Origin of the sequence: Agrobacterium larrymoorei (assembly GCF_005145045.1) — a bacterium.
Lineage (GTDB): Bacteria > Pseudomonadota > Alphaproteobacteria > Rhizobiales > Rhizobiaceae > Agrobacterium > Agrobacterium larrymoorei.
This window is the reverse complement of the sequence record NZ_CP039692.1, coordinates 1,146,979-1,168,673: the sequence shown is the minus strand read 5'-3', so window position 1 is coordinate 1,168,673 and position 21,695 is coordinate 1,146,979. Positions and strand designations below refer to the sequence as shown.

Below are 21,695 nucleotides of genomic sequence, written 5' to 3'. Positions count from 1 at the left end.
CAAAAAGGGGCCGGAAGTTCCCCGCTCAGACCCAGCCGTCTACAGTCTTTTGCAGAAGCGGCGTGGAGAATGCGGCGCGCACCCGCGCAGGCCATTCCGGGCTTAGGCTTTCCAGCTTTTCCCGCCACCGATCCGATTGCAGCATGGCCGCACCGACAGCGACCGGCTCGATGCCGGATGCGCCAAGCAAAGAAAGCCCGGAAATGATGGAGGTGCCGCTCGACATCACGTCATCGACCAGCACCACCCGCCGCCCTTCCAGAAGCGGCAGCATACGCGGATCGAGATAGAGCCGCTTTTCCTGCTGTGTGGTGATGGAGGACATCGGCACCGAAAGCTCATCGAAGTACCAGAATTTGCGTGACGTCCCAAGCGGCACATAGCGGGAATGGCCTAGACGCCGCGCCACTTCGCTGGCAAGCGTCAGGCCCAATGTCGGCAATCCGACGATGATCTCCGGTTCGAATGCTTTCAGTTTCGCAGCCAGATCATCCGCCAACACGCCGAGCACCTCGAACGAGGCCTGATTAACGATGAGCGAGGCAAGCGCATGCTGCCCATCGCCAAGCGGACGGATTGGCAGACGCAATTGCCGCCCATCGTCCAAAGTCACCGGATAAAAATCGACATGGGGGCCATTGGCTGGAAAGCTCTGCGGCGCATGGATGTGCTGCCAGAATTCGTGAGGCTTCATGTCCGCGGCCTTTCGCTCTCGATTATTTTCCGAACCATGATCGATTCCGTTTATTCTCAGGTGCTTTTGCACTAGAAAAGTCACCTGATCTACATGTTAAGCGGTTGCCCGCATGACATGCGCAATATCCAAGGAATTCTTCGCATGAAACCCTCGAGCCTGATCGCAAACGATCTCCCTTTTCTGACCGAACTGCGGCGCGATCTGCATGCCCATCCGGAACTGGGGTTTGAAGAGGTACGGACCAGCGATATCGTTGCGCGCCATCTGCAAGACGCAGGAATTGCTGTGCATCGCGGGCTTGGTGTGACGGGCGTCGTCGGCACACTTCAGGTCGGAAACGGCACGCGCCGCATTGGACTACGCGCGGATATGGATGCACTCGCCATGCCGGAACTGGCGGAACGCCCCTACAAATCGAAAACCGCCGGAAAGATGCATGCCTGCGGCCATGATGGCCACACGACCATGCTTCTGGGTGCCGCCCGCGCGCTTGCTGCATCCAGGAACTTTTCCGGCACCGTGCACTTCATTTTCCAGCCCGCCGAAGAAGGTCGCGGCGGCGCCAGGAAGATGGTGGAAGACGGCCTCTTCGATCTTTTCCCCTGCGATGCTGTCTATGGGCTGCACAACATGCCCGGTCTCGATACGGATGAGATGGCTGTGGTGGAAGGCCCGCAGCTTGCCTCTTCCGATAGCTGGCGCGTGACCTTCAAGGGCGTCGGCACCCATGGCGCAAAGCCGCATCTCGGGCGCGACCCCATTACGGCAACCGGGAGCTTTTTAAGCGCGCTCCAGAGCATCGTCGGACGCGTGGTCGATCCGCTTCAGCCAGCCGTAGTCAGTGCCTGCTCGATACAGGCAGGCGACCCGAACGCGCTCAACGTCATCCCCGATCTCGTCCAGATTGGCGGCACGGCGCGGGCCTATACGCCGGTGGTACGCGACCAACTGGAAGAGGAAATCGGTCGCCTCGCCAAGGGTACGGCGTCCATGTTCGGCATCGAAGCCACTTACGAATTCATCCGCCGCATCCCGCCTGTCGTGAACGACGCAGACGCAACGCACCGAGCACTGAAGGCCGCCAAAAGCGTCTTCGGCGAAAAGACCCGCACCACCTTCCCGCCCTCCACCGCAGGCGACGACTTCGCCTTCTTCGCAGGCGAGGCCCCCGGCTGCTACGTCTGGCTCGGCAACGGCCCGGCAAAAGACGGCGCGTTGCACCACAACACGTCTTATGATTTCAACGATGAGGCGATTGCGTCTGGTGTGGCGTTTTGGACGACGCTGGTGGAGCAGGAACTGGCGGTGGATTGAAGGGAAAGCGCTTGCCTCTTTCGTCATTCTCGGGCTTGTCCCGAGAATCTAATCACGTCGAAAAGGTGGAAGCGTAGCAGATGCTCGGGACAGGCCCGAGCATGACGGTGTAGGGGTCCTACGCCTCAGCCTAACACTTCAATGACCGGCGTCTCCATCACCTTCCCCGTCAACACATCGGCAATACCCATATCCGTTTGATGCGGGCCGATATTGCAAGCGAGGGTCGCGCCGAAGCAGGCTTTGAAGACGAGGTAGGGTGGTTGCCATTCCACGATGTGGCTTACGGCCTCGCGGATGGCTTCGAAACCGGCGGCGACTTCCGAGAGAGGCGCGTCTGAGACGAGGCCTGAAAGCGGGAGGGGCAGGATTGCCGTGACCTTGCCGTTGGATGCAACGGCCATGCCGCCACCGGCTTTGATAACGGCATTGGCGGTAATTGCCATATCCTGTTCGTTTCCGCCGAAGACCGTCAGGTTGTGGCTGTCATGGGAGACGGTCGTTGCGAAGGCGCCCTCCCATTTGCCCCATCCGGTCAGGAAGCCGGTTCGGGTGGTGGCGTCAGCCTTGCCGTGGCGGTGCGTTACGGAAATCATCGTTGTACCTTCAGGCGGCACGACGAAGCCATCCATGACATCTGCTTCGATTTCGCCCCATTGTGTAAAACGAGGCTTATCGATGGTTGCAAGCTTCACGCGATTGCCTTTGCTCTTCACCCGAAAATCTTCAGGCGAGCGAAGCGGCAGCTTCATGGAATTCTTCAGTGGCGCGGCGTCGATTTCGGCCACATCCACGATCATTCTGCCACGCTCGGCGACCGGCGTTCCGCTTGCCAGAACATGGCGCGCGGCAAATTGCGTAAGATCATCGAAGACGACGATATCAGCGCGACGTCCAGCGGCGATCAGACCGAGATCGTTTCGCTGAAGGCGAGCGGCGGCATTCAGGGTTGCTGCCTGCAACGCCCATTGTGGGCGCATTCCGTATCTCACCAGCCGCCGCACGACATCATCCAAACCGCCGCCATTCAGCAGGTCGTCCGGAAACACGTCATCGGTACAAAGCGTCAGCGTCTGGGGCAGATGGCCAAGCCTGTTCAACGCTTCCACGAATTCCGGCAGTAGATGATCGTGGGAGCCGCGCAATTCTATCGTTAGACCAGCGCGTAGCTTCGCCATAAGGTCGTCTGCCGAGGTGAGTTCATGATCGGAGCTTACGCCCGCTGCCATGAAGGCGTTGAGATCGGCACCGGCCAGGCCGCGCGCGTGGCCGCAAATCAGCTTGTCGGCCAGCAGGCCTTCCTGAAGAATGGCGCTCATACGAGGATCGCGGTCGATGACGCCGCGCATGTTCATGACCTCGGCAACGCCGCCGACTTCTGCCCAGAAAAGAATTTCGGCCAGCGCCGTCGCATCGAAATCTCCACCCGCCTGCTCCAGACCGGGCGCGGAAGGCACGCAGGATGGGGCGAGCATGATGGCGCGCAAGGGCAAGCCACGGCTGGCCCTCGTGGCCCAGCACATGCCGTCCACACCGTGGACATTGGCAAATTCATGCGGGTCCCACACCACGGTCGTCACGCCTTTGGCAACGACTGCGCCAGCATAGGCGGCAGGCGTGACCATGGAGCTTTCCACATGCATATGCGTATCGATGAGCCCCGGCGTAATGTAACCGCCGGTCGCATCCAGCACCCTGGCGGCATCGCTACGTGCGCCTGCCTCATGAACACTTGCAATCAGGGGACCGACGAGACCGATATCCGCTTTGCGCAATTCGCCCGTCACCATATCGACCAGAGTGCCGCCTGATATGAGAATGTCGAAAGGCGCATCTCCGCGCGCAGCGGCAACGGCGCGGCTGCGCAGGGCATCGTCGTTCATTCCATCGCGGTCGATAATGATTGGGTTTTCGCTCATCGGCTCGCCTCCTCCAGAAGGGCGTCGAGGATGATCCTCTTGGCATGGTCGGCATCGATTGTGTCGGCATAATGGGCGTTGAACCGGGCAGCATGGGCCGCGCGTGCCTCGACCACAGTCCTTCCGCGCGTCAGGCCACCATGTAACTCCACATCGATACGGGCGTGTTTCCAGCCGATGCTTTCAGGTGCGACCAAAGCGACGGCGGCGCAAGGATCGTAAAGCGCCATGGCTTGCCGCCCACGGCTGGTGGCGATGTTGATGAAGCCTTCCAGCATATCCGCAACCAAAGCCGCATTTTTGCCGGAGGCGTTGCGAATTGGAGCGACATCTAAAAGCGATGCCGTGACTTTGCGGCAAAGATCGAGATCCACCATGCGCAACGGCAGACCATGAGCGATGACGATGGCGAGAGCTTCTGGATCGGCAAAGGCGTTGAACTCGGCAGAAGCTGTATGGTTACCGCTCGTCACGCCGCCGCCCATCCATGTGAGTTCGGTGATGCGGCTGGCGAGATCGGGTCTGGCAAGGCATAGGGCCGCAATATTGGTGAGCGGGCCGAGTGCGAGGACCCGCTTTTCAGCGTCGCCATCCGAAAGCCAGCGGCAGAGCGCTTCGAACGCATTGCTTTCGGGCAGATTTTCCACCAATGGAAGCGTCGCGCCAACCGTCGGGATGCCGGTTTCGCCAAGAATGACCTGAGCCGTTTCGATCTCTCCCAGCACCGGGCAGGCGCGTCCCGAATGGATGGGAAAATGCCAGGAGAACGCTGCCGCGGCACCGGCTGCATTCTGCTGCACCTGCGCAAGCGGCGCATTGCCGAAGACCAGAGAAATGCCGTCTATCGCAAGGCCCGACGACTTTGCCACCAGAATGGCGGCAATATCATCGAAGCCCATATCAGTATCGATCCAGATGCCCATGATCAGTTGAACACCGAAAGGCTGGCTGCCTTTTCGACCGGAAGATCGAAGGCCAGCCTGTCACCGATTGCATGCGGCGTCAGCGCTGCATCCGTCTCGGCCTTGATGGGGCCGAGCGCGCTATCCAGCAGATATTCCCGCGTGTTGCCTGCGAAAGACGCGCCGCGCACGGTCCCCTCAAAAGGACCTGAACCGAGGGTTACCATGCGCGGCCTCCATGCCAGGCCCGCCGTACTCGGAACCTGGCCAGAAAGCGTTATGCGACCGGCGTCTGTCTTCAACTCTGTGCCATCGAGGCGGAAGATGTTTTCGAAGCCGACGAAGTCTGCCACGAAGGATGAGACGGGTGCATTATATATCTCTTCCGGCGTACCGATCTGCTCAATCGCGCCGTTCTTCATCACAACTATGCGATCAGCCAGCGCCAACGCTTCGACCTGATCGTGCGTGACGAAAATCATCGTCACGCCCGTTGCCTTCTGCACACGCTGCAATTCGGTGCGCATTTCCAGACGCAGGCGGGCATCGAGGTTGGAGAGCGGCTCATCCAGAAGAAGGACCTTGGGGTCCATGACCATGGAGCGTGCCAGTGCCACGCGCTGCTGCTGGCCACCGGAAAGCTCTGCCGGTTTACGCGAAGCGAAATTCGAGAGGCCAACGGATTTCAGGCCGGATGCGACCTTCTCATCCAGCGGCGTACCCTTCATGCCTTTCAGGCGCAGGCCGAAGGCGACGTTCTCGAACACGGTGAGGTGCGGGAAAAGCGCGTAGGACTGGAAGACCAGACCAACGGCGCGCTTGTTGGCAGAGACGCGGGTGATATCGGCACCATCCAGATCGATCCGCCCACCGGCAACCGGCATCAGCCCGGCAATAGCGCGCATCGTCGTGGTCTTGCCGCAGCCGGAGGGACCGAGGAGGGCGAGAAGCTCACCCTTGCGGATATCGAGGTTCAGGTCTTTCACGGCCATGGTGCTGCCATAGGCCAGCGAAAGGTTCTGCAGGGACAGGTATTTTGCGTCAGACATAGCGGGAGAACCCCAGAAAACGTTCGGCCATAAAGACGATGCCGATGGACAGGAAAGCGAGAAGCGAGGAGAGCGCGGCGACCGATGGATCGAAGACGATTTCCATATAGCCGAGCATATCGATCGGCAGGGTGCGAACGCCCGGCCCCGACAGGAACAGCGACACCGGCACCTGATTGAAACTGGTGACGAAGCCAAGAATGAAGGCCGACAGGATGCCGCCACGAATATTGGGCAGCACGACGCGGAAGAAGGCACCAAGCCGCGACGAGCCGAGCAGCACCGCTGCCTCTTCTATATCCGAGCGCAGATTGGTGAGGCTGGCAGACACCACGCGCACGGCATAGGGCAGGATCAGCGCCGTGTGGGCAAGGAAGAGCGCAAGCGTAATGCCGACACCGAACGGCACGACGAAATATCGCAGCAACGCCAGACCGACGATGATGCCGGGCACGATGATTGGGGCCGAGACGACGGTGCGGATGGTTTCCGAAAATGGCAGCTTGTAACGCGACATGGCGTAGGCGGCAGGAATGCCGAGAAGCAGCGCCGTAAAGGTGCCGCCGATGGCCAGAAACATCGACATGGCGAAGCTCTCGCGGAAGCTTTCGACCGTAAAGACCTTGGCGATCCACTTCAGCGAAAAGCCCTGCGGCGGGAAGGCCAGCGTATCGCCTGCCGAAAAGGACGCGGCGACGATGATAAGGAACGGGCCGATGAGGAAGCCGATGACGAGTAGCAGTGTCAGCGGAATAAAGAGTTGGCGGGTCATTTATTGTTCCTCGCCGTTGCGATGCGCTTGAGCAGGATGTTGGCGGCAAAGCTCATGACGATCAGGATGAAGGCGATAACGCTTGCAGCGACGAAATTGCTGGAAACCGTAACCTGCTGGTAGAGCAGCGTTTCCAGCATCAGCACCTTGGAGCCGCCGAGAATGGCGGGCGTAATGTAAGCGGTGAGCGAGCCGGTGAAGACCAGCGTTCCGCCCACGACAAGGCCTTCCTTGGTCAGGGGAATGATGACCTTCCAGAACACCTGAAACCAGTTTGCGCCGAGAACGCGGGATGCAGCAACGACATCGCGCGGCATGTTTTCAAGCGCGCTGATCAGCGAAATGATCATCAGCGGCAGGAAGAGTTGCAGCAGGCCGATGAAGACGGCGGTTTCACTGAAGAGAATGCGGATGGGACTATCCGTCAGGCCAACGGCCTTCAGCGCCTCGTTGACGATGCCGGTGCGGCCCAGAATGACGATCCACGCATAGGTACGGGCAACAGGCGATATCATCAGCGGCAGGATGACCAGATTGATCATATGCCCCTTGGAGCCGGGCGGAAGGCTGACGATGGCGAAGGCCGCCGCATAACCGATGACCGCCGAAACGACGGTAACGATTGCGCCGAGTTTCAGCGTGCGCAGAAACACCGTCTGGTTCAGCGGGTCCGAGAAGAAGCTCGTATAGGCTTGCAGCGTCCACCCATCCGGCGTGCGAAAGCCTTCCGACAGAAGAATGAACACCGGCACGAGAAACACCGCCGCCGCAAAGATTGCAGCGGGCAAGGCAAGCGCCAGAGCTTCGGCCCGATTTTGAAACATTACCTTATCCTTTGACCGGCGTTGTCAGCCGTCCGAAACCTACCCGCTCGTCATGCTCGGGCCTGTCCCGAGCATCTGCCCACGTTGAAGTAGCTTCGACGTGAGTGGATCCTCGGGTCAAGCCCGAGGATGACGTTGAGGAAGGGAGCGACGTCGCGGCCTCGCGTGTACTTACTGCCCAACCTTCGCATTCCACTCGGATAGCCACTTGTCGCGGTTGTCGAGTGTCGTGGCAGACGGGATGAGTTGCAGGCTGCGCGCGGTTTCATCGCCATAGGTGATGTTGTTCGCCACCTCCTCGGAAACCTTCACTTGGCTGTTGGTCGGGCTATCCACCAGCTTTTCGGCCAGCGCCTTCTGAACGTCCGTCGAGAGCCAGAAGTCCATGAACTGAAGCGCCAGATCTTCGTTCTTGGTGCCCTTCGGAACGACCAGAACGTTCATGCCGCCCGTCTGGCCTTCCTTTGGCGTTGCCCATGCCAGCGGCAGATCGAGCTTGGTGAAGGGTGCCCAGGAGAAGCGGCCAATCGGCGCTGCCCAGATTTCTTCCTGTTGCATCAACTGCACAAGCTGCGAAGATTTTACGTAGAAGGTGACGATATCGTCCTTCTTTTCGCCCACGGCTTCGATGGCGCCAGCGAGATCAGGCGTGTCCTTACCGATGGCCTTGCCGAGCATATAGAGCGCGGGCGGGCCCTGATTGGTGGTGACGTTCGGAAATGCAACGTGGTCGACGATGCCGTCCTTCAGCAGATCGGCCCAGCTGTCGATCTTCATCTTGTCCGTGCGGTAAACGATGGAGGTGGCGTAGAAATTGACGCCGACGCTCATGCCATCGCCATTCGGGTCCTTGGCGATGTCGTAGAGCTTTTCGATGTTTGGAACCTTGGCGGCGTCGATCTTCTGGATCAGATCCTTGCGGGTAGCGGAGAGCGCGTCGGCCATGGAAACGATGGCAAGATCGACAACCGGATTGGCCTTGTTGGCTTCCATCTTGGCCAGACGCTCGACGCTGTTGCCGGTTTCGACCACCAGCTTGCAGCCGCATTTGGCTTCGAACGGGGTGTAGACGAGTTCCTTGAACTCATCCTGCGCGAAGGCATAGACGGAAATCGTCAGCGTCTTGTCCTGCGCCTGCGCCACGCCCATGGAAAGCATCAGCGCCGTGCCCGATGCGAGAATGATCTTCTTCATGATGTGAGTTCTCCTGCTGTCGAGGTTTTGTCTTCGTTCTGTTTTTGATTATTGGAAGCGGTGGAGCGGCGAATGATGAGCTCCATCGCGACTTTCGAAATATCGGCAACCACGCCGCCGGAGGCGGAGCGATCTGGCGGGTCTTCGCCATCGATGACCCGCACCAGCGCGGTTATGGCGGTATCGGCAATCCGGGCCATATCCATACGGATCGTCGTCAAGGCGGGCGTGACCACCGGTGCCCAGATCAGATCATCGAAGCCGGTCACGCTTGCCTGTTCGGGAACGCTAATGCCTTCCTGCTGCAATTCCGTGAGAACGCGAAGGGCGTGCAGATCGGAAACGGCGGCAAAGGCGGTGAAGCCCTGCGCGACCTTATCTGCAACACCAAGACGGCAGCCCGCGCCCTCGCGCTGCTCCAGCGGCGCGATCCACAGCGTTTCCGTTTTTGCAGAAGCGGAAAGCCCGGCGCGGATGCCGCCGACGCGGTCGTTCTGCACGTTGGAATCCGGGTTCTTGGCGATGATGACGACTTTCTCGTGTCCGAGACCCGCCAAGTGCCGCCCTATTGCCTGCCCACCACCCCAATGATCCGCCGCGACTGTGTTGCCAGGCGTGGATGGCGAGTCGATGACGGCGACAGGGCAATCGACATCGGCAATGCGGGTGCCGCGGCGCGGCACGACGATCATGCCTTCGACGCCGCGTTCGATAAGGCGATTGATCGCTTCGGTCTGCTTGGCAACATCGCCGTGAGAGTCGGCAATCAGCACGCCATAACCGGCATCCGCTGCCGCCTGCTCGATGGCCTGCGCAATCTGCGGAAAGAGAGGATTGGCGATATCTGGCAACACGAGACCGAGAACGCCACTGCGGCCCGTGCGCAGCGCGCGACCGGCAGAGCTTGGGACATAACCGAGTTCAGCAGCCTTTTTGCGGATTTTTTCCGTCAACTCGGCAGAGACGCGTCCCTTGCCGGAGAGAGCATTGGACACGGTTGCGCCCGAAACGCCAAGCGCTGCGGCAATAGCACTTAAGTTTGCGGCTGGCCGTTGCGAAGCCATCTGCTCTGCGCCCCTGATTAAACGTTTAAGCAGGATAGCGCGCGAGACGGCCTGTGTCGAGTCCGTTCTCGTTATTTCAGATATTAATTGGAGAAGCGGTGAAAGTCCTCCCGCAAAGGATGTGCCGGAGGTGTCTTATTTCACCCGTTCCATGATCGACACGTAGTTGGCGACTGCCGTTCCACCCATGTTGAAAACGCCCGCGAGCTTAGCGTCCGGCACCTGCATTTCGCCTGCGTCCTGGCAAAGCTGCATGGCCGCCATAATGTGCATGGAAACGCCCGTCGCTCCGATAGGATGACCCTTCGCCTTCAGCCCGCCAGAGGGATTGACCGGCAAGCGACCGCTTTTTGCTGTCAGCCCGTCGCGAACGACCCGATACCCCTCGCCGGGTTTGGCCAGCCCCATGGCTTCATATTCGATGAGTTCTGCAATGGTGAAACAGTCGTGCGTTTCTACAAAAGACAGATCGTCAAGCGTGGCCTCGGCCTGTTCCAGCGCACCCGCCCAGGCACGCCGCGCGCCCTCGAATGCCAATGGATCGCGACGGCTGAGCGCCAGAATGTCGTTTGCCTGCACTCTTGCCCGAAACGCCACCGCCCGGTTGAGGGACGCTGCCGTTTCTTCATCCGCAAGAATGATGGCTGCTGCACCGTCAGAGATCAGGGAGCAATCGGTCCGGCGCAGCGGTGCGGCGACATAGGGGTTCTTGTCTGAGACGGTGTTGCAGAACTCGAAGCCGAAATCCTTGCGCATATGTGCAAAGGGATTGTGGACGCCGTTGGCGTGGTTCTTGGCGGCGATCATCGCCAGCTCTTCCGAGCGATCTCCATAGCGCTGAAAATAGGCCTGCGCGATGCGCCCGAACTGGCCGGCAAAGCCGCCGTCTATATTGCCCTCTTCGGCGCGGTAGCAGGCACCCAGCAGAATATCACCGACATCGGCCGTCGGCAGCGCCGTCATCTTTTCGGCACCGACGACCAGCGCGATCCGGCCACGACCGGCCTCAATGAAATCCATCGCGCTGTAAAGCGCAGCCGAGCCGGTGGCGCAGGCATTTTCGAAACGAACGGCGGGCGTATGGGCCAGACGTTCATCCCCCATGGCAACCAGTGCGCCTTGAAAATCCTGCTTCGAAAAGCCGTTATTCATCACGCCGACGAAGATGCCGTCTATATCTTCCGCAGAAATGCCAGCATGCGCGATTGCGGGACCGACCACCGATGCCATAAGCTGCTCGGTGTTTTCCAATGCGGATTTTCCAAAGGGGGAATGCGCCCAACCGACGATCTGCGCCTTGCTCATTCTCATCGTCTCCTCCACGATTTGACGCCATGCTGCACCATTTATGTGGAGGTTAGCATTTCCTTCCGCAACGGATAGCTGAAAATGGCATTTTTGCTAACACCGGTAAGCGTGATCTGTGGCCGCGCCAATTGCACGACGATAATTCTATAAAAATCATCAACAACGAAATGTTTTGGCTATTGGCCGCCCGGCGACATTGCTACGCTTTCAAGTGTGGGCGGGACAAGCGCTGAAAGGTGACACGATGACAGCAACGGTGACTTACCTTCACGAGGAGCGTGAAAAAATTTCCTTCGATGCAAGTGAATTGAAAGCGGCGATGCGCACCGTTGCAGGCGGTGTCTGTGTAGTGACGGCAGGCACCGGAGCGCAGCGTACCGGGGCAACAGTAACCTCGGCAACGGCGCTTTCGATGGACCCGCCGACGATGATCGTCAACATCAACAAGACGTCTTCGACCTGGCCGATCATCGCCCGTTACAATCATTTCTGCGTCAATATTCTTTCGGCAGAGCAGGAAGAGGTTGCCTCACGCTTTGCTGGAGTGGGCGGCTTGAAAGGCGCGGAGCGCTATTCGGGCGCCGACTGGTTCGAGCTTGAAAGCGGCGCTTCCGGCCTGCGGGGCGCGCTTGCGGTCATCGATTGCGCGGTGGAAGACGTGATCGAGCGGCACACCCATGCAATCGTCATCGGGCGCGTGCTTTCCGTCGAGCAGGGCGCAGGTCTGCCGCTGCTCTACCATGCGGGGCGATACGTTCAGATCGCTCAGGCCTGAAACCCGTTTCAGGCCGTCTTTTCAGCTGCGGTATCGGACGTATTGGCGGCGAATTGTTCCAGAGTCATATTGTCGAGAACGGCGGCCATGGCATCGCGCACGTCCGTCATGGAGCGCCTGACCTGACAGGCCTCCGGGTTCGAACAGTCCTCGCAGGCTTCGAAGGCCGTGCGGCTGGCGCAGCGAATGGGCGCAAGCGGGCCATCCAGCGCGCGAATGACCTGACCAATATAGATATCGGAGGCTGGCTTGGAGAGCGCATATCCGCCACCCGGCCCCTTCTTGGAGCGCAACATGCCTTCATTGCGCAATTCCAGCAGAATGGCGTCCAGAAACTTCTTCGGGATGTTGTTGCGCGTTGCGATTTCGCTGACGAACGCCGTCTCTCCCTGCCCCAGTCCAGCAAGGTCGATCAGTGCCTTCAGGCCGTATTTACCCTTCTTCGTCAGCATTGGCGTCTTTCGGTTCCGTTGGTTTGCAACCGACATAGCCGCCGCCACATGAACTTTCAATGAATTCCATGAAAACTGTCGAATGAAACGCGAATTAACCGCCCTGCGGTCCGCGGCTCGGGCGGGCGTCGCGCGCATTCGAGAGGCCGCGAATGGCATCTGCGTTACCTGTTGCGGCAGCGCCCTCGAAAATCTGGATCGCCTCGGCATAACGCTTCATGTTGAGATAGGCGTAGCCACGAATGACCATCAGATCGATACGCTCGCCGGTAAAGCGGGCACGCTGATCGAGCAGAATGAGCGTTTCTTCGTAACGCTGGCTTTGATAGGCCGCGAGCGCCCGGTCAGTGAGGATGGCCACCTGAAGTTCGGTTGCCTTCTGGCGATCCATTGAGGATTTGGTTGCGGAAACCGCAGCATTGTCCGTCAGGCCCATGCGCAGATAGGCAAGGCTCTGGCCGTAAGCCGCGTCACTGCGAACCGTCGCCTGCCCGCCTTTCAGGGCTGCGGAAAACGCCTTCAGTGCTTCCGCAGGGCGGTTCACCTCCATCAGGCACCAGCCCTGCTGGAGCGCGCTTTGCGGGGTTAGCGCTTCCGGGTTGATATGGGTTGCGCAGCGGCTGGACTTGCGGACACCCTGCGTCTGGCGCACTTCTACCACCTGTCGGCTTGCCGCAACCTGCTCCGCCGCCTGATAGGCCACTGCTGTCGGCTGGGGCGCAGCAGCACGTGGCTGACGAGTCAAGGTAACCGTCTGGCTCTGCGCCGGGCCGGGCGCTGGCTGGCGTACTGCTGGAGTTGCTTCTGCGACTTGGGAAACCGGGCGACCGACATCGAGAATGCGCTGAGATGTGGAGCCCCACTGCTGTTGCAGGCGGCGCACTTCCGCAGGATTGTTGAGTTCCTGATAGGTGAGAGCAAGACCATAGGCGGACGGCTCGTCATCCGACTTCCACTGGAGAGCCGCGGAAAACCACTGCTGCGCCAGCTGCGGCTGCTGGAAGGCACGCGAGTACCAGCCGAATTCCTGCGCCGTTGCAGCATCCTTCTGTGCCACGGTCTCGGTGGCGATACGCTGCAGAACCTCAGGCTCCAGCGCAACCGGCGGATCGAGCGCCAGAAGATTGGCGGCAGCCGCGAGATAGGCTGCGCGCGCATCGTCAGAGGAGGAGCGCCATTTGTACATCACCTCTTCGGCCTCGCGCGGTTCGCCGCGCGCAATCAGCGCCAAAGTCAGGCCTTGGGATGCAGAGGCGGAATCTTCCGCGTCTCTTGCGCGACGGAACCACTTTTCCGCATCATCCATCTTCTCACGGCGCACATTGTACCAGCCGAGCAGAAGCGCATCGCTTGCAAGCTTGTTGCCTTCGGCCACCCGTTCAAGCCGCATCAGATAGGCGGGCGGTACCGTCACCTTGGGGTCTTCACCCGCCTTGGCTACGAATTGGCGCGCCAGATCGTCCTTGATCGGTTCGAATTCGAGCTGACCATCCGCACCCGGCTTTTCACGCGATAGCAGAGCTTCCATCATATCGACAGGCAGCAGCGTCGACGCCTTCTGCACGGTGGCAAGACGTTCGGCCGCGCCATCGCAGTTCGTCAGCACATAATTATAGGCGTCGCGCGCGCGCTCCGGCTTGTCGGTGCGGGCAAAGGCTTCGGCCACGCGCCACAGCACATCAACCTCGCTGCAGGTCAGCAAGCCGGGGTTGGTCGCGGCCACGTCGATGACCGCATTATATTGCTTTAGGTCGGACGAGTTCACCAGCCTTTGCCTTGCTTCGGCAAGGTTGAGCATCTCGATGAGATTGTCCGGCGGTTGCCAGCCCGCTTCCGCCGTCTGACGGTCTGCAATGGCCTTGCGAACTTCCGGATACCGGCCATTGGCATAAAGCTGCCACATGGTTTCCAGCTGCGGATCGCCGGTCGGCGCGACAGCGGTTGGATCGGCAGGCGGCGTCCAGTTGGGATAAAGCGCCTTCAGGCGCGCGATTTCCGCCTGCAAACGGGCCGTATCTCCACGCGCTGCGAAGTAACGAAGCGCGCTTTCATCCACCGCTGGCGGCGGCTGGCTGTTTGCCGGTTGGGACGCGGGCGGCGTTGCCTGAGGCGCGCGGTTGGGGGCCTGGGCAACATCCGTGGAGGTGGTGACAGGCGGTGTCGTGGAGAAGGGTGAAGGCGGCACATCGCCAAGCGCAAGCTGAACGTTGCCTCTGGTCTGGCGATTATTAGACGTCGCGCCTGTGCCGAAACCATCCTGAACGGAAGCCGTATGGATTTCGCCCACGCGATCCACCAGCGCGTCACGCCACTGGAATGCGGCAAGGCCGCACAGCGCCAGTACCGCGGCAGAAATCAACAGAGGCTTCTTGTTCATAGGCACTCCTGATTCGTTTGCGCTACGAAAGACAAAGCCAAGAGATGCAACGTAGATGGATAATAAAGTGTTGACGCGTAGCTTTTCAGGTCCTGCGGAATGGGCGTTCGCTTGGAAACGCAGGCCAGAAGTGCGGGAATGACGCGGTATCCGGGGTCGGAAAGCACATCTTTTGCAGCGCCGGTGCGCAGATCGAATGTCGCGACATTTCCCGTTTCGAGCGACATGCCGCGCGAAAGCCTGTCATAAAGTTCCGGCGTGCCGACGCCCGCGCGGGCAAGATAGAGCGGGATGCGCACCGAATTATATCCAAACTCCTGCGGAAAGCCATCGGCAGGCCTTGCACGGGTTTTGACCGAAATCCAGTCGGCGGGAAGCTTCCGGTCGCCGAAGGCGTGGTTGGTGATTGCGGCCAGTCCATCTGCCGTCAGCCTGCCCCAGAGCGGAGATGGCACGAGTTCGTTCAGCGCCGGAAACGCCTCGAAAATGTAATAGGACTGATTGATGATGGGGCCGTCTGGCCGCTCGGTCTCGGCAAAGCCCGTCGTGCCGGGAAGCAGAAGCGTTCTGCCGCCACGCTCTATCACCGTCTTGTCCAGCACGGCCTGAGCGATTGCCTGTGCTGCGGAAGCATAATCCTGACGCCCCCACTGCCTGGCAGCAAGCGACAATGCGTAGGCGATCAGTATATCTCCATCCGTCGCATTGTTGATGTCCGAGACATGCGGGTTGGCCTGCGGATCCCATTTCCATGCGGCCAATCCATCGTCGCGCACCAGTAGTTCGGTTTTGGTGAAAGACCAGATCAGCTCGAAATTCGACACGTCATCGGCCAGCACCGCCAGCCACATGCCGTAGCCCTGCCCCTCGCTGTGGCTGATATTGTTGTTGGCCGTATCGATGATCCTGCCCGAAGGATCGAGGAATGAGGCGCGATAGCTCTCCCAATCCGCTGCGTTGAGCGAAGCTGCCTTCGCTGTGATCGGAGAAAGAACCATCATAAGCAGCCAGATCGTCTTCACCAGCAGTCGGGAAAATCTCGTCATGGCTTGCGTCCCACTCCCCTGAGGAGAATGAAGGTTGCAAGTCCGAGCAGCGACAGGAAACCGATGAAGACCAGCGAGTAAGACAGCGTATTGCTGGACAGCCAGTTGGCCGCGATCAGACGCCAGTTCGAGAAGGAGAAGGGGCGCGTGATGAAGAAAGCCTGCTGTTCGGCGACAATGGATTCAACCTTGTCCGCACTGGCATCATAGGTGGCAATGCGGCCTGAAAGGCCAGACCAGCGCTTCAACTCGGTAATGGCGCTGACGCCGGAACGGAGATCGGCGCTGGTGGGGGCGGTTGCCAAAGTCCACACGCCCTCACCGCCGGGACTGAGGCCCTGCGCCAGCATGAAATTGACATTGCCGGGCGGCGTATAAATCTGCTCGGCACCGGGCAGGAAGCGAAGCGTATCCGAGGTGATATCGAAATTGCGGCGCATCCATTCTTCGAAAGATGAAATCTGCCCCTGCCACAGGCCGCCGTCCACGCGCTGGCGCCAGTCTTCGAACAGTTGATCCGTCTGCTCGCCAGAGGGAGCTGCCTTCTGCTGCCGGTCGTTCCATGCCGTCTGGCTTGCGGGCGCGATGTTGAACTGCGTGACCAGCGCTGGCGGCATCTGCGAGAGCGTGCCGACGAAGAGCGCGTTTCTCTCACCCACGACGGCGGGGGACGCGACGATATCGATCTTGATCGGATGGCCCGCGGCAACGGCCAGACGACCGAGAAGGGTCGCGGCTGAAGAAAGGATATCCGCATCCACCCGCTCAAGGAAAACGGCGACCGGCTGTTCTCCGGCACGGTAGGGCTGGGCCACACCGTTGGTCGCGGCCAGATCCGGCGCGCGGCTGATCATCGCGAAATTCGGCATGCGGAATTCGGACGTATCGAACAGGGCAAAACGCGGTGTCTGGCTGGCCGTCGTGCCGGGCGCGCAGGCCGTATCGGCCTGCGTCTGCACCACGGCTTCGATGGCTACCGTATTTGCGCCGGGCACGAAGTGGCGAAGCGTGACATTGATCGGCAGGTGCCGGAAAATGCCGCCGCCACGATTGGTGATCGGCACGGTGGAAGCGATATTTCCGTTCACGTAGATATCGATATGGCTGCCCGGCAGCACATCGCCGGAATAGGCGGCATCCAGCAGAAGGGTCGCCTCACCATAGGCTGCAGCATAGAAATCCGCAGGAACGCCAACCGTAAAATCGGTGCGGAAACGGCGACCGGAAAATTCCGCGCTTTTGATGCCAAGTGCCGATAATGGAATACGACGATCCGACATGATGAGCGGGGCGTCCGGCGTATGCCACGCCTTGGTTGAAAGCGAGGCCCGCGAGGATCCGGCTGGGCGCTCGATGGATGTCAGGAGACTATCGATTGCCGTCTGCACCGCCTGCGGCGTCGGTCCACCGACGACAAGTGCGGAGACCCCATTGACGATATTGTTTTCGAAGCCCGCATACGGTCCCGACAGGACTTCCGGCGGCACCGCGCGCATAACGCTGGCGATTTCGCGCGACGTGCCTGCAAGCACGATCAAGGAGCCGGACTTCCGCTCGGCAGGCACCGTCGAGTGAAAGACGATCTGCTGATTGGGCATCTGCGTGCGCAGCGCAAGGGCCTGCGAAAGTCGCAGCAGGGATTCAGCAAAGACCGGGTTGGCAAGGCCCGGCGCAACGATATCGATGGAGGTCAGGCCATTACCGCCAGCGCCTGTGGCCTGTATATCCTCGACATTGCTGAAGCGGTTGGCGACATCGGCATTGAGCGACAGGTAGGTGCTGGCCGGGTTGATATCGGTCCACAGATCATAGGTAGATTCGATGGTGCAATCGGTTCTGTGACGCTGCTGCACGCCAAGCGTAATGACATTGGCCCCGGCCTGAAGCGTGCCCGGCGGTATCGACATCGAAGCGCTGGCTTCGGTATCGGGCGACGAAATATTCTTCCGTTCCAGCGGCACATTATTGATGGCGGCCAGCAGGCTGGAGCTTTCAGGCGCAACGACGATGGCGTTCTGATATCCGATATTCAGCGCCGTGGCGGCCTCGGCCTGCTCCGGCGTCAGATAGATCGTCCACTGCCGCTGATCCATTTCACCCGAGAGGCTGAGATCGGTAAAAGGCAGGATATAGCGACGACGCTCGTCCGCTGTATTGACGGGTGCAGCAGGCGGTGACGCTGGCGTGGCCTGAACCGGTGCCTGCGGAGGTGCTGCCGGAATGGACTGTGCGGGTTGCGCTCGAGGAATGCTGGGCGCCTGTTGTGGGTTGCTCGGGGTTGCCTGCGGCGGTGCCGCCGGTTGCGGGGGAGCGGGCGGCGCTACCGGCTGGGACGGAGGCTGAGATACGGGAGCCTGGGGTATGGCTGGAGGTGCAGGCGGAATGGGCCTGGCGGGCGGAGGGCTCGCGGGACGTTCCGGCGACATGTCGAAGGGTGCTGTCTGGGCAAGGGCCGATGCAGCCAGCAAAGCGAAAGTCGCAGCAAGAATGAGCGGCTGTCTCATCACTTCGTCGCTCCTGCTGGAGCCTTCTGCGGCGTGCTGCGCTTGAAGGAGCGCGCGAAATAATAAAGACCGCGATGTGTCTGGAATGCAGCAATCGCCAGGAACGTCGCCGTTCCCTTGATCAGGCCAGGGTTCTTTCTGCGAACCCGCTGAAACTCCGTCCACTGCTCGGAATTGGCAAAAATCAGATCTGCAATCAGGCGGTGCTCGATGGCTGCTTTCGGCGCAAAGGTGCAGCCGATGGACATGAAGCCCTGCTGCTTGACGGTTCTGACGACATTGATCGTCATCGTCGGCGGCACGCCCGGACTATGCGTTGCAACGCGGATGGTGGCGGTCTTGCCCTTCTCTATCGCAACCAGATCCTTGTCGAAAATATTGATCAGCATGCCGTGGACGGAGACGTTCTCCACCGTGGCCGGTAGCCATGGCCCATCCTCATCCATCTGCAACTCGCACCGACGCTTCACGGTGATGCGTCTCGATGCCGATCTTTCGCCGCGTTCGGAAACCACGCCGAGCGCGCAGCCGGCAAAGATGATGTTGAGCAGGTTCCAGCCGCCAACGACCAGCGTCACGTCTGCCTTGTAGGGCTCGGCGTAAATACGATAGATCGCAAAGATCATGGCAAGGATCAGCACTGCGAAGATAACGAAAAAGGGACGGCTGATTTCCGAAAGCCTTGCTTCGCTGATGGACTCATCCTTCGCCGTGACCTTGAAGGTCGGTTTGCTGGGATTGAACAGAACCGAGACGACGGCGGGCAGAAGATGCACCGTCTGCACATATTCGTAGAGCTCGGAAATCCACGGCCATCGGAAACTTCCATAGAGGAAGTTCTGCATCATGAGGTTCACCAGCATATATGCAGCCGTATAGGCCAGGAACTCACCGCCCGAGGCGACGAAAATCTGCAGGTCGAAGAACAGGTAGAAGAGCGGCGCAAAGAGAAAGATCGTGCGCGGAAACGGAAACAGCCAGAACAGCGTCGACGACATGTAGCAGAGCCGCTGGGTGAACGACAGCCCGCGCCGGAAGAGCGGCTGACGGAAGATCAGAATCTGCATCATGCCCTGCGCCCAGCGGCTTCGCTGGCCGATGAAGCTGGCGAAGGTGGCCGGTTGCAAACCGGCGATCAGCGGCTTATCGACATAAAGGCTGTTCCAGCCGCGCGAATGCAGGGCAAGCGCCGTTTCGCAGTCTTCTGTAATGCTGACGCCGCTGAAACCATCCGTCTCGGTGAGCGCGGTGCGCCGAAGAACGGCGGCAGAGCCGCAGAAAAACGCGCCATTCCACTTGTCCAGACCGCGCTGGATGATGCCGTAGAACATTTCGTTCTCGCTCGGCATGGTTTCGAATGTGCGCAGGTTTCGTTCGATGGGGTCCGGGTTGACGAAGAAGTGGGGCGTCTGAACGAGGAAGAGCCGCTCGTCCTCTTCGAAATACCCCACTGTTTCCAGCAGAAAATCGCGCGCAGGCGCGTGGTCGGCATCGAAAACGGTGACGAGTTCGCCGGTGGAATGCTCCAGACCGTTGTTGAGATTGCCCGCCTTTGCGTGAACGTTGCGCTCGCGCGTGAGGTAGTTGACGCCGAGATCGGCGCAGAGCTGTTGCAATTCATTGTAGCGGCGCGTGGCTGCCTGCGCATCCAGCCCGTTCGGCGCATTGCGCTTCTGCACGGTTCCGCCATCATCCAGAAGCCAGACGGTGAACTTGTCTTCCGGGTAATCCATGTTCTTGGCTGCTGCCAGCGTATTGGCCAGCAACTCGAAATCCTCGTTATAGGTGGGCACGAAAATATCGACCGTTGGCCTGTAGCCCGGCGAGCCGGGCCGCCCTTTGCGCGAAGGCAGCGGCATGGACACGATGACGAGGCTGAGCCCCAGCATCAGCACGCTATACATTTCAGCGAGATAGACGAGGAAGCCCGGAATGAAGTTCTCGAGCTGATTGACCGGCGGCAGCGTGCTTGTCGTGCGCCAATAGACGTAGCGCAGCACGATGGCGGTGCCGAAACCAAGGCCAATCAGCCGCCAGGCGCCCTTGCCATTGAGGGATTTGATGGTGGCCAGAAGCGCAAGCGAAATCGCGGTTGCGATGAGGTGCGTCTGCAAACTGACGGGCAAAGTAATGATGACAAGGACGCAGGCCGATATGAACAGCCAGATAATGAATGTGATGGCCTTGCTCATCAGCGAACCTTTACATCAAGTCGATCAGGAACGAACTGCTCCCTTTGGCCTCATGCCACTGGCACTTCGAATCATCGAGACGCCATGTGGAGCAGTTACACCTAAAACAGTTAATTGCAGGTTTGCCCGTTCGTCTCTCCCGCCACACATGTCGGGGAGGGAATGGAAACCTGTTTCGTTTCGACGCGACGCGCAGGTGCCGCCACGCTGGCAGGGCGTGTACCTGCCCCCGGCGCAAGGGTTGGCGAGGGGATAACCACGCTCGACTGCGCCTGTGTCTGAGTTGTTGCTGGAGCCGATGTCGCCGCCTGCGGCGCGACCGGCGCGGGTTGAACGACAACCGGGCGAGGCGCCGTGTATCGCACGACACGCGGCGGCGGCGCTTTCACCAGCGTCTGCGCTCCCGGCTGCATCGGCACTTCGCCGGCAGTCGTTGGGTAGATTGGGCTGCCGGAACGCCCGATGCCCTTATCCGGCTCCTGCGCGGTGCCGTAGGGGTTCCAGTTATCCGACTTGTAGCTGCCGGTAATGGTGTAATTATACATGACGGTCAGCAGATCGCGCACGGTGACGCCGGACTGGCAAAGACGCAGCGTCACATTGATGCGGCCCAGGTTCTTGAAGCCCTGGCGCATGCTTTCCGCAGAGCGTATCTGCTGCCATCCATAGACACAGGTATCGTTGCCGAAACCCTTGCCGGAGGCATAGGAGAAGGCACCGTAGCTGTTTTGCAGGTATTCCGCAGAGGTGGACATTGCCACGCCCGGAAACGCCGTTCGGATTTCACGCTGGATGGAGGAGACACGCAGACTGCTGTTGGACAATCCGTCGCGCGTTTCATCTTCGGGACGTTGCGGCCCGTACAGCTGAACCTTCAGATAATTCTGCCCCGGCGTTGCGGCATCGGAGCGCAGAATGACATCCTGCTGCACGGCGTTGGAATAGTTGCGGTTGATGACGGTCAGGATTTCCGGGCCGCCGGGCGGCGGAAAAATCAGCGCCTCTTCCGGCGAGAGCATTTTCGGCACACCGGACTGCTGCACACCTGCCGGTGTGTTGCAGCCTGAAAGCGCAAGTGCCGCACCGCAAGACAGCGCAATTGCGGAGGCCTTTCTTGCCGCCGCATCACGTCCACCCAAAGGGTTTCGCACAGAACGAATCAGATGTGACCAAGCCATTCTTCCGAAATACGTGAGCACCGCAAATTAGCAATCCTAAAAGTCGCTGACGTAGAATGAGGCTGCCCGGAAACGCCGGATTTGGGAACTTTGTCATCCGGCAGGGATTTGGGGTTGATCTAGTCTTA

The 21,695-nt window shown here is 59.9% G+C and carries 17 protein-coding genes; 2 read left to right on the top strand and 15 right to left on the bottom strand.

Annotation, left to right across the window (positions count from 1 at the left end):
• Nucleotides 1-25: 25 nt before the first annotated feature.
• Entirely contained in the window at nt 26-694 is a 669-nt protein-coding gene (locus CFBP5473_RS19665; RefSeq protein WP_037171374.1) for a phosphoribosyltransferase, read from the bottom strand.
• 144 nt (nt 695-838) lie between these two features.
• On the opposite strand from CFBP5473_RS19665, the gene CFBP5473_RS19660 reads away from it, so the two are divergent.
• Entirely contained in the window at nt 839-2,011 is a 1,173-nt protein-coding gene (locus CFBP5473_RS19660; RefSeq protein ID WP_027676347.1) for a M20 aminoacylase family protein, read from the top strand.
• A 125-nt stretch (nt 2,012-2,136) separates the two neighbouring features.
• Here CFBP5473_RS19660 and CFBP5473_RS19655 read toward each other — a convergent pair whose 3' ends face one another.
• From CFBP5473_RS19655 to CFBP5473_RS19620, 8 genes are all read right to left on the bottom strand, one after another.
• The gene (locus tag CFBP5473_RS19655) at nt 2,137-3,930 is read right to left on the bottom strand and encodes an adenine deaminase (RefSeq protein ID WP_027676346.1); all 1,794 of its coding nucleotides are present in this window, start codon (nt 3,928-3,930) and stop codon (nt 2,137-2,139) included.
• On the bottom strand, nt 3,927-4,853 hold the full coding sequence (locus tag CFBP5473_RS19650) for a nucleoside hydrolase (protein WP_027676345.1): 927 nt from the start codon (nt 4,851-4,853) through the stop codon (nt 3,927-3,929). The genes CFBP5473_RS19655 and CFBP5473_RS19650 overlap by 4 nt, the downstream gene beginning before the upstream one ends.
• A gap of 2 nt (nt 4,854-4,855) precedes the next feature.
• Nucleotides 4,856-5,881 carry an ABC transporter ATP-binding protein gene (locus tag CFBP5473_RS19645; protein ID WP_027676344.1) on the bottom strand — a complete coding sequence of 342 codons (1,026 nt, stop codon included), beginning with the start codon at nt 5,879-5,881 and terminating at the stop codon, nt 4,856-4,858.
• Nucleotides 5,874-6,653 (bottom strand): ABC transporter permease, encoded by a 780-nt coding sequence (locus CFBP5473_RS19640; protein WP_027676343.1) that lies wholly within the window; start codon nt 6,651-6,653, stop codon nt 5,874-5,876. The genes CFBP5473_RS19645 and CFBP5473_RS19640 overlap by 8 nt, the downstream gene beginning before the upstream one ends.
• Entirely contained in the window at nt 6,650-7,477 is an 828-nt protein-coding gene (locus tag CFBP5473_RS19635; protein WP_027676342.1) for an ABC transporter permease, read from the bottom strand. Before CFBP5473_RS19635 ends, CFBP5473_RS19640 begins: the two co-directional genes overlap by 4 nt.
• A gap of 171 nt (nt 7,478-7,648) precedes the next feature.
• Nucleotides 7,649-8,671 carry an ABC transporter substrate-binding protein gene (locus CFBP5473_RS19630; protein ID WP_027676341.1) on the bottom strand — a complete coding sequence of 341 codons (1,023 nt, stop codon included), beginning with the start codon at nt 8,669-8,671 and terminating at the stop codon, nt 7,649-7,651.
• Complete coding sequence (locus CFBP5473_RS19625; RefSeq protein WP_027676340.1) at nt 8,668-9,735, bottom strand: LacI family DNA-binding transcriptional regulator; 1,068 nt, start codon at nt 9,733-9,735, stop codon at nt 8,668-8,670. The genes CFBP5473_RS19630 and CFBP5473_RS19625 overlap by 4 nt, the downstream gene beginning before the upstream one ends.
• A gap of 135 nt (nt 9,736-9,870) precedes the next feature.
• Nucleotides 9,871-11,040: an acetyl-CoA acetyltransferase gene (locus tag CFBP5473_RS19620; RefSeq protein ID WP_027676339.1), complete on the bottom strand. Its 1,170-nt coding sequence runs from the start codon at nt 11,038-11,040 to the stop codon at nt 9,871-9,873.
• A gap of 247 nt (nt 11,041-11,287) precedes the next feature.
• Between CFBP5473_RS19620 and CFBP5473_RS19615 the strand changes: the two genes are divergently transcribed.
• The gene (locus CFBP5473_RS19615) at nt 11,288-11,818 is read left to right on the top strand and encodes a flavin reductase family protein (protein WP_027676338.1); all 531 of its coding nucleotides are present in this window, start codon (nt 11,288-11,290) and stop codon (nt 11,816-11,818) included.
• Nucleotides 11,819-11,826: 8 nt separating this feature from the next.
• On the opposite strand, the gene CFBP5473_RS19610 is transcribed toward CFBP5473_RS19615, so the two are convergent.
• From CFBP5473_RS19610 to bcsN, 6 genes are all read right to left on the bottom strand, one after another.
• Nucleotides 11,827-12,270, bottom strand: a complete 444-nt coding sequence (locus CFBP5473_RS19610) for an RrF2 family transcriptional regulator (RefSeq protein ID WP_027676337.1) — start codon at nt 12,268-12,270, stop codon at nt 11,827-11,829.
• 94 nt (nt 12,271-12,364) lie between these two features.
• Complete coding sequence (locus tag CFBP5473_RS19605; RefSeq protein WP_037171372.1) at nt 12,365-14,647, bottom strand: tetratricopeptide repeat protein; 2,283 nt, start codon at nt 14,645-14,647, stop codon at nt 12,365-12,367.
• Nucleotides 14,644-15,693, bottom strand: a complete 1,050-nt coding sequence (locus CFBP5473_RS19600; protein ID WP_037171370.1) for a family 8 glycosyl hydrolase — start codon at nt 15,691-15,693, stop codon at nt 14,644-14,646. The genes CFBP5473_RS19605 and CFBP5473_RS19600 overlap by 4 nt, the downstream gene beginning before the upstream one ends.
• Nucleotides 15,690-18,197, bottom strand: a complete 2,508-nt coding sequence (locus CFBP5473_RS19595; protein WP_051441344.1) for a cellulose biosynthesis cyclic di-GMP-binding regulatory protein BcsB — start codon at nt 18,195-18,197, stop codon at nt 15,690-15,692. Before CFBP5473_RS19595 ends, CFBP5473_RS19600 begins: the two co-directional genes overlap by 4 nt.
• Complete coding sequence (gene bcsA, locus CFBP5473_RS19590; RefSeq protein WP_027676333.1) at nt 18,197-20,389, bottom strand: UDP-forming cellulose synthase catalytic subunit; 2,193 nt, start codon at nt 20,387-20,389, stop codon at nt 18,197-18,199. Before bcsA ends, CFBP5473_RS19595 begins: the two co-directional genes overlap by 1 nt.
• A 110-nt stretch (nt 20,390-20,499) precedes the next feature.
• Nucleotides 20,500-21,528, bottom strand: coding sequence for a cellulose biosynthesis protein BcsN (gene bcsN / locus CFBP5473_RS19585; RefSeq protein ID WP_234881859.1), 1,029 nt, complete (start codon nt 21,526-21,528; stop codon nt 20,500-20,502).
• Between the last annotated feature and the right edge of the window lie 167 nt (nt 21,529-21,695).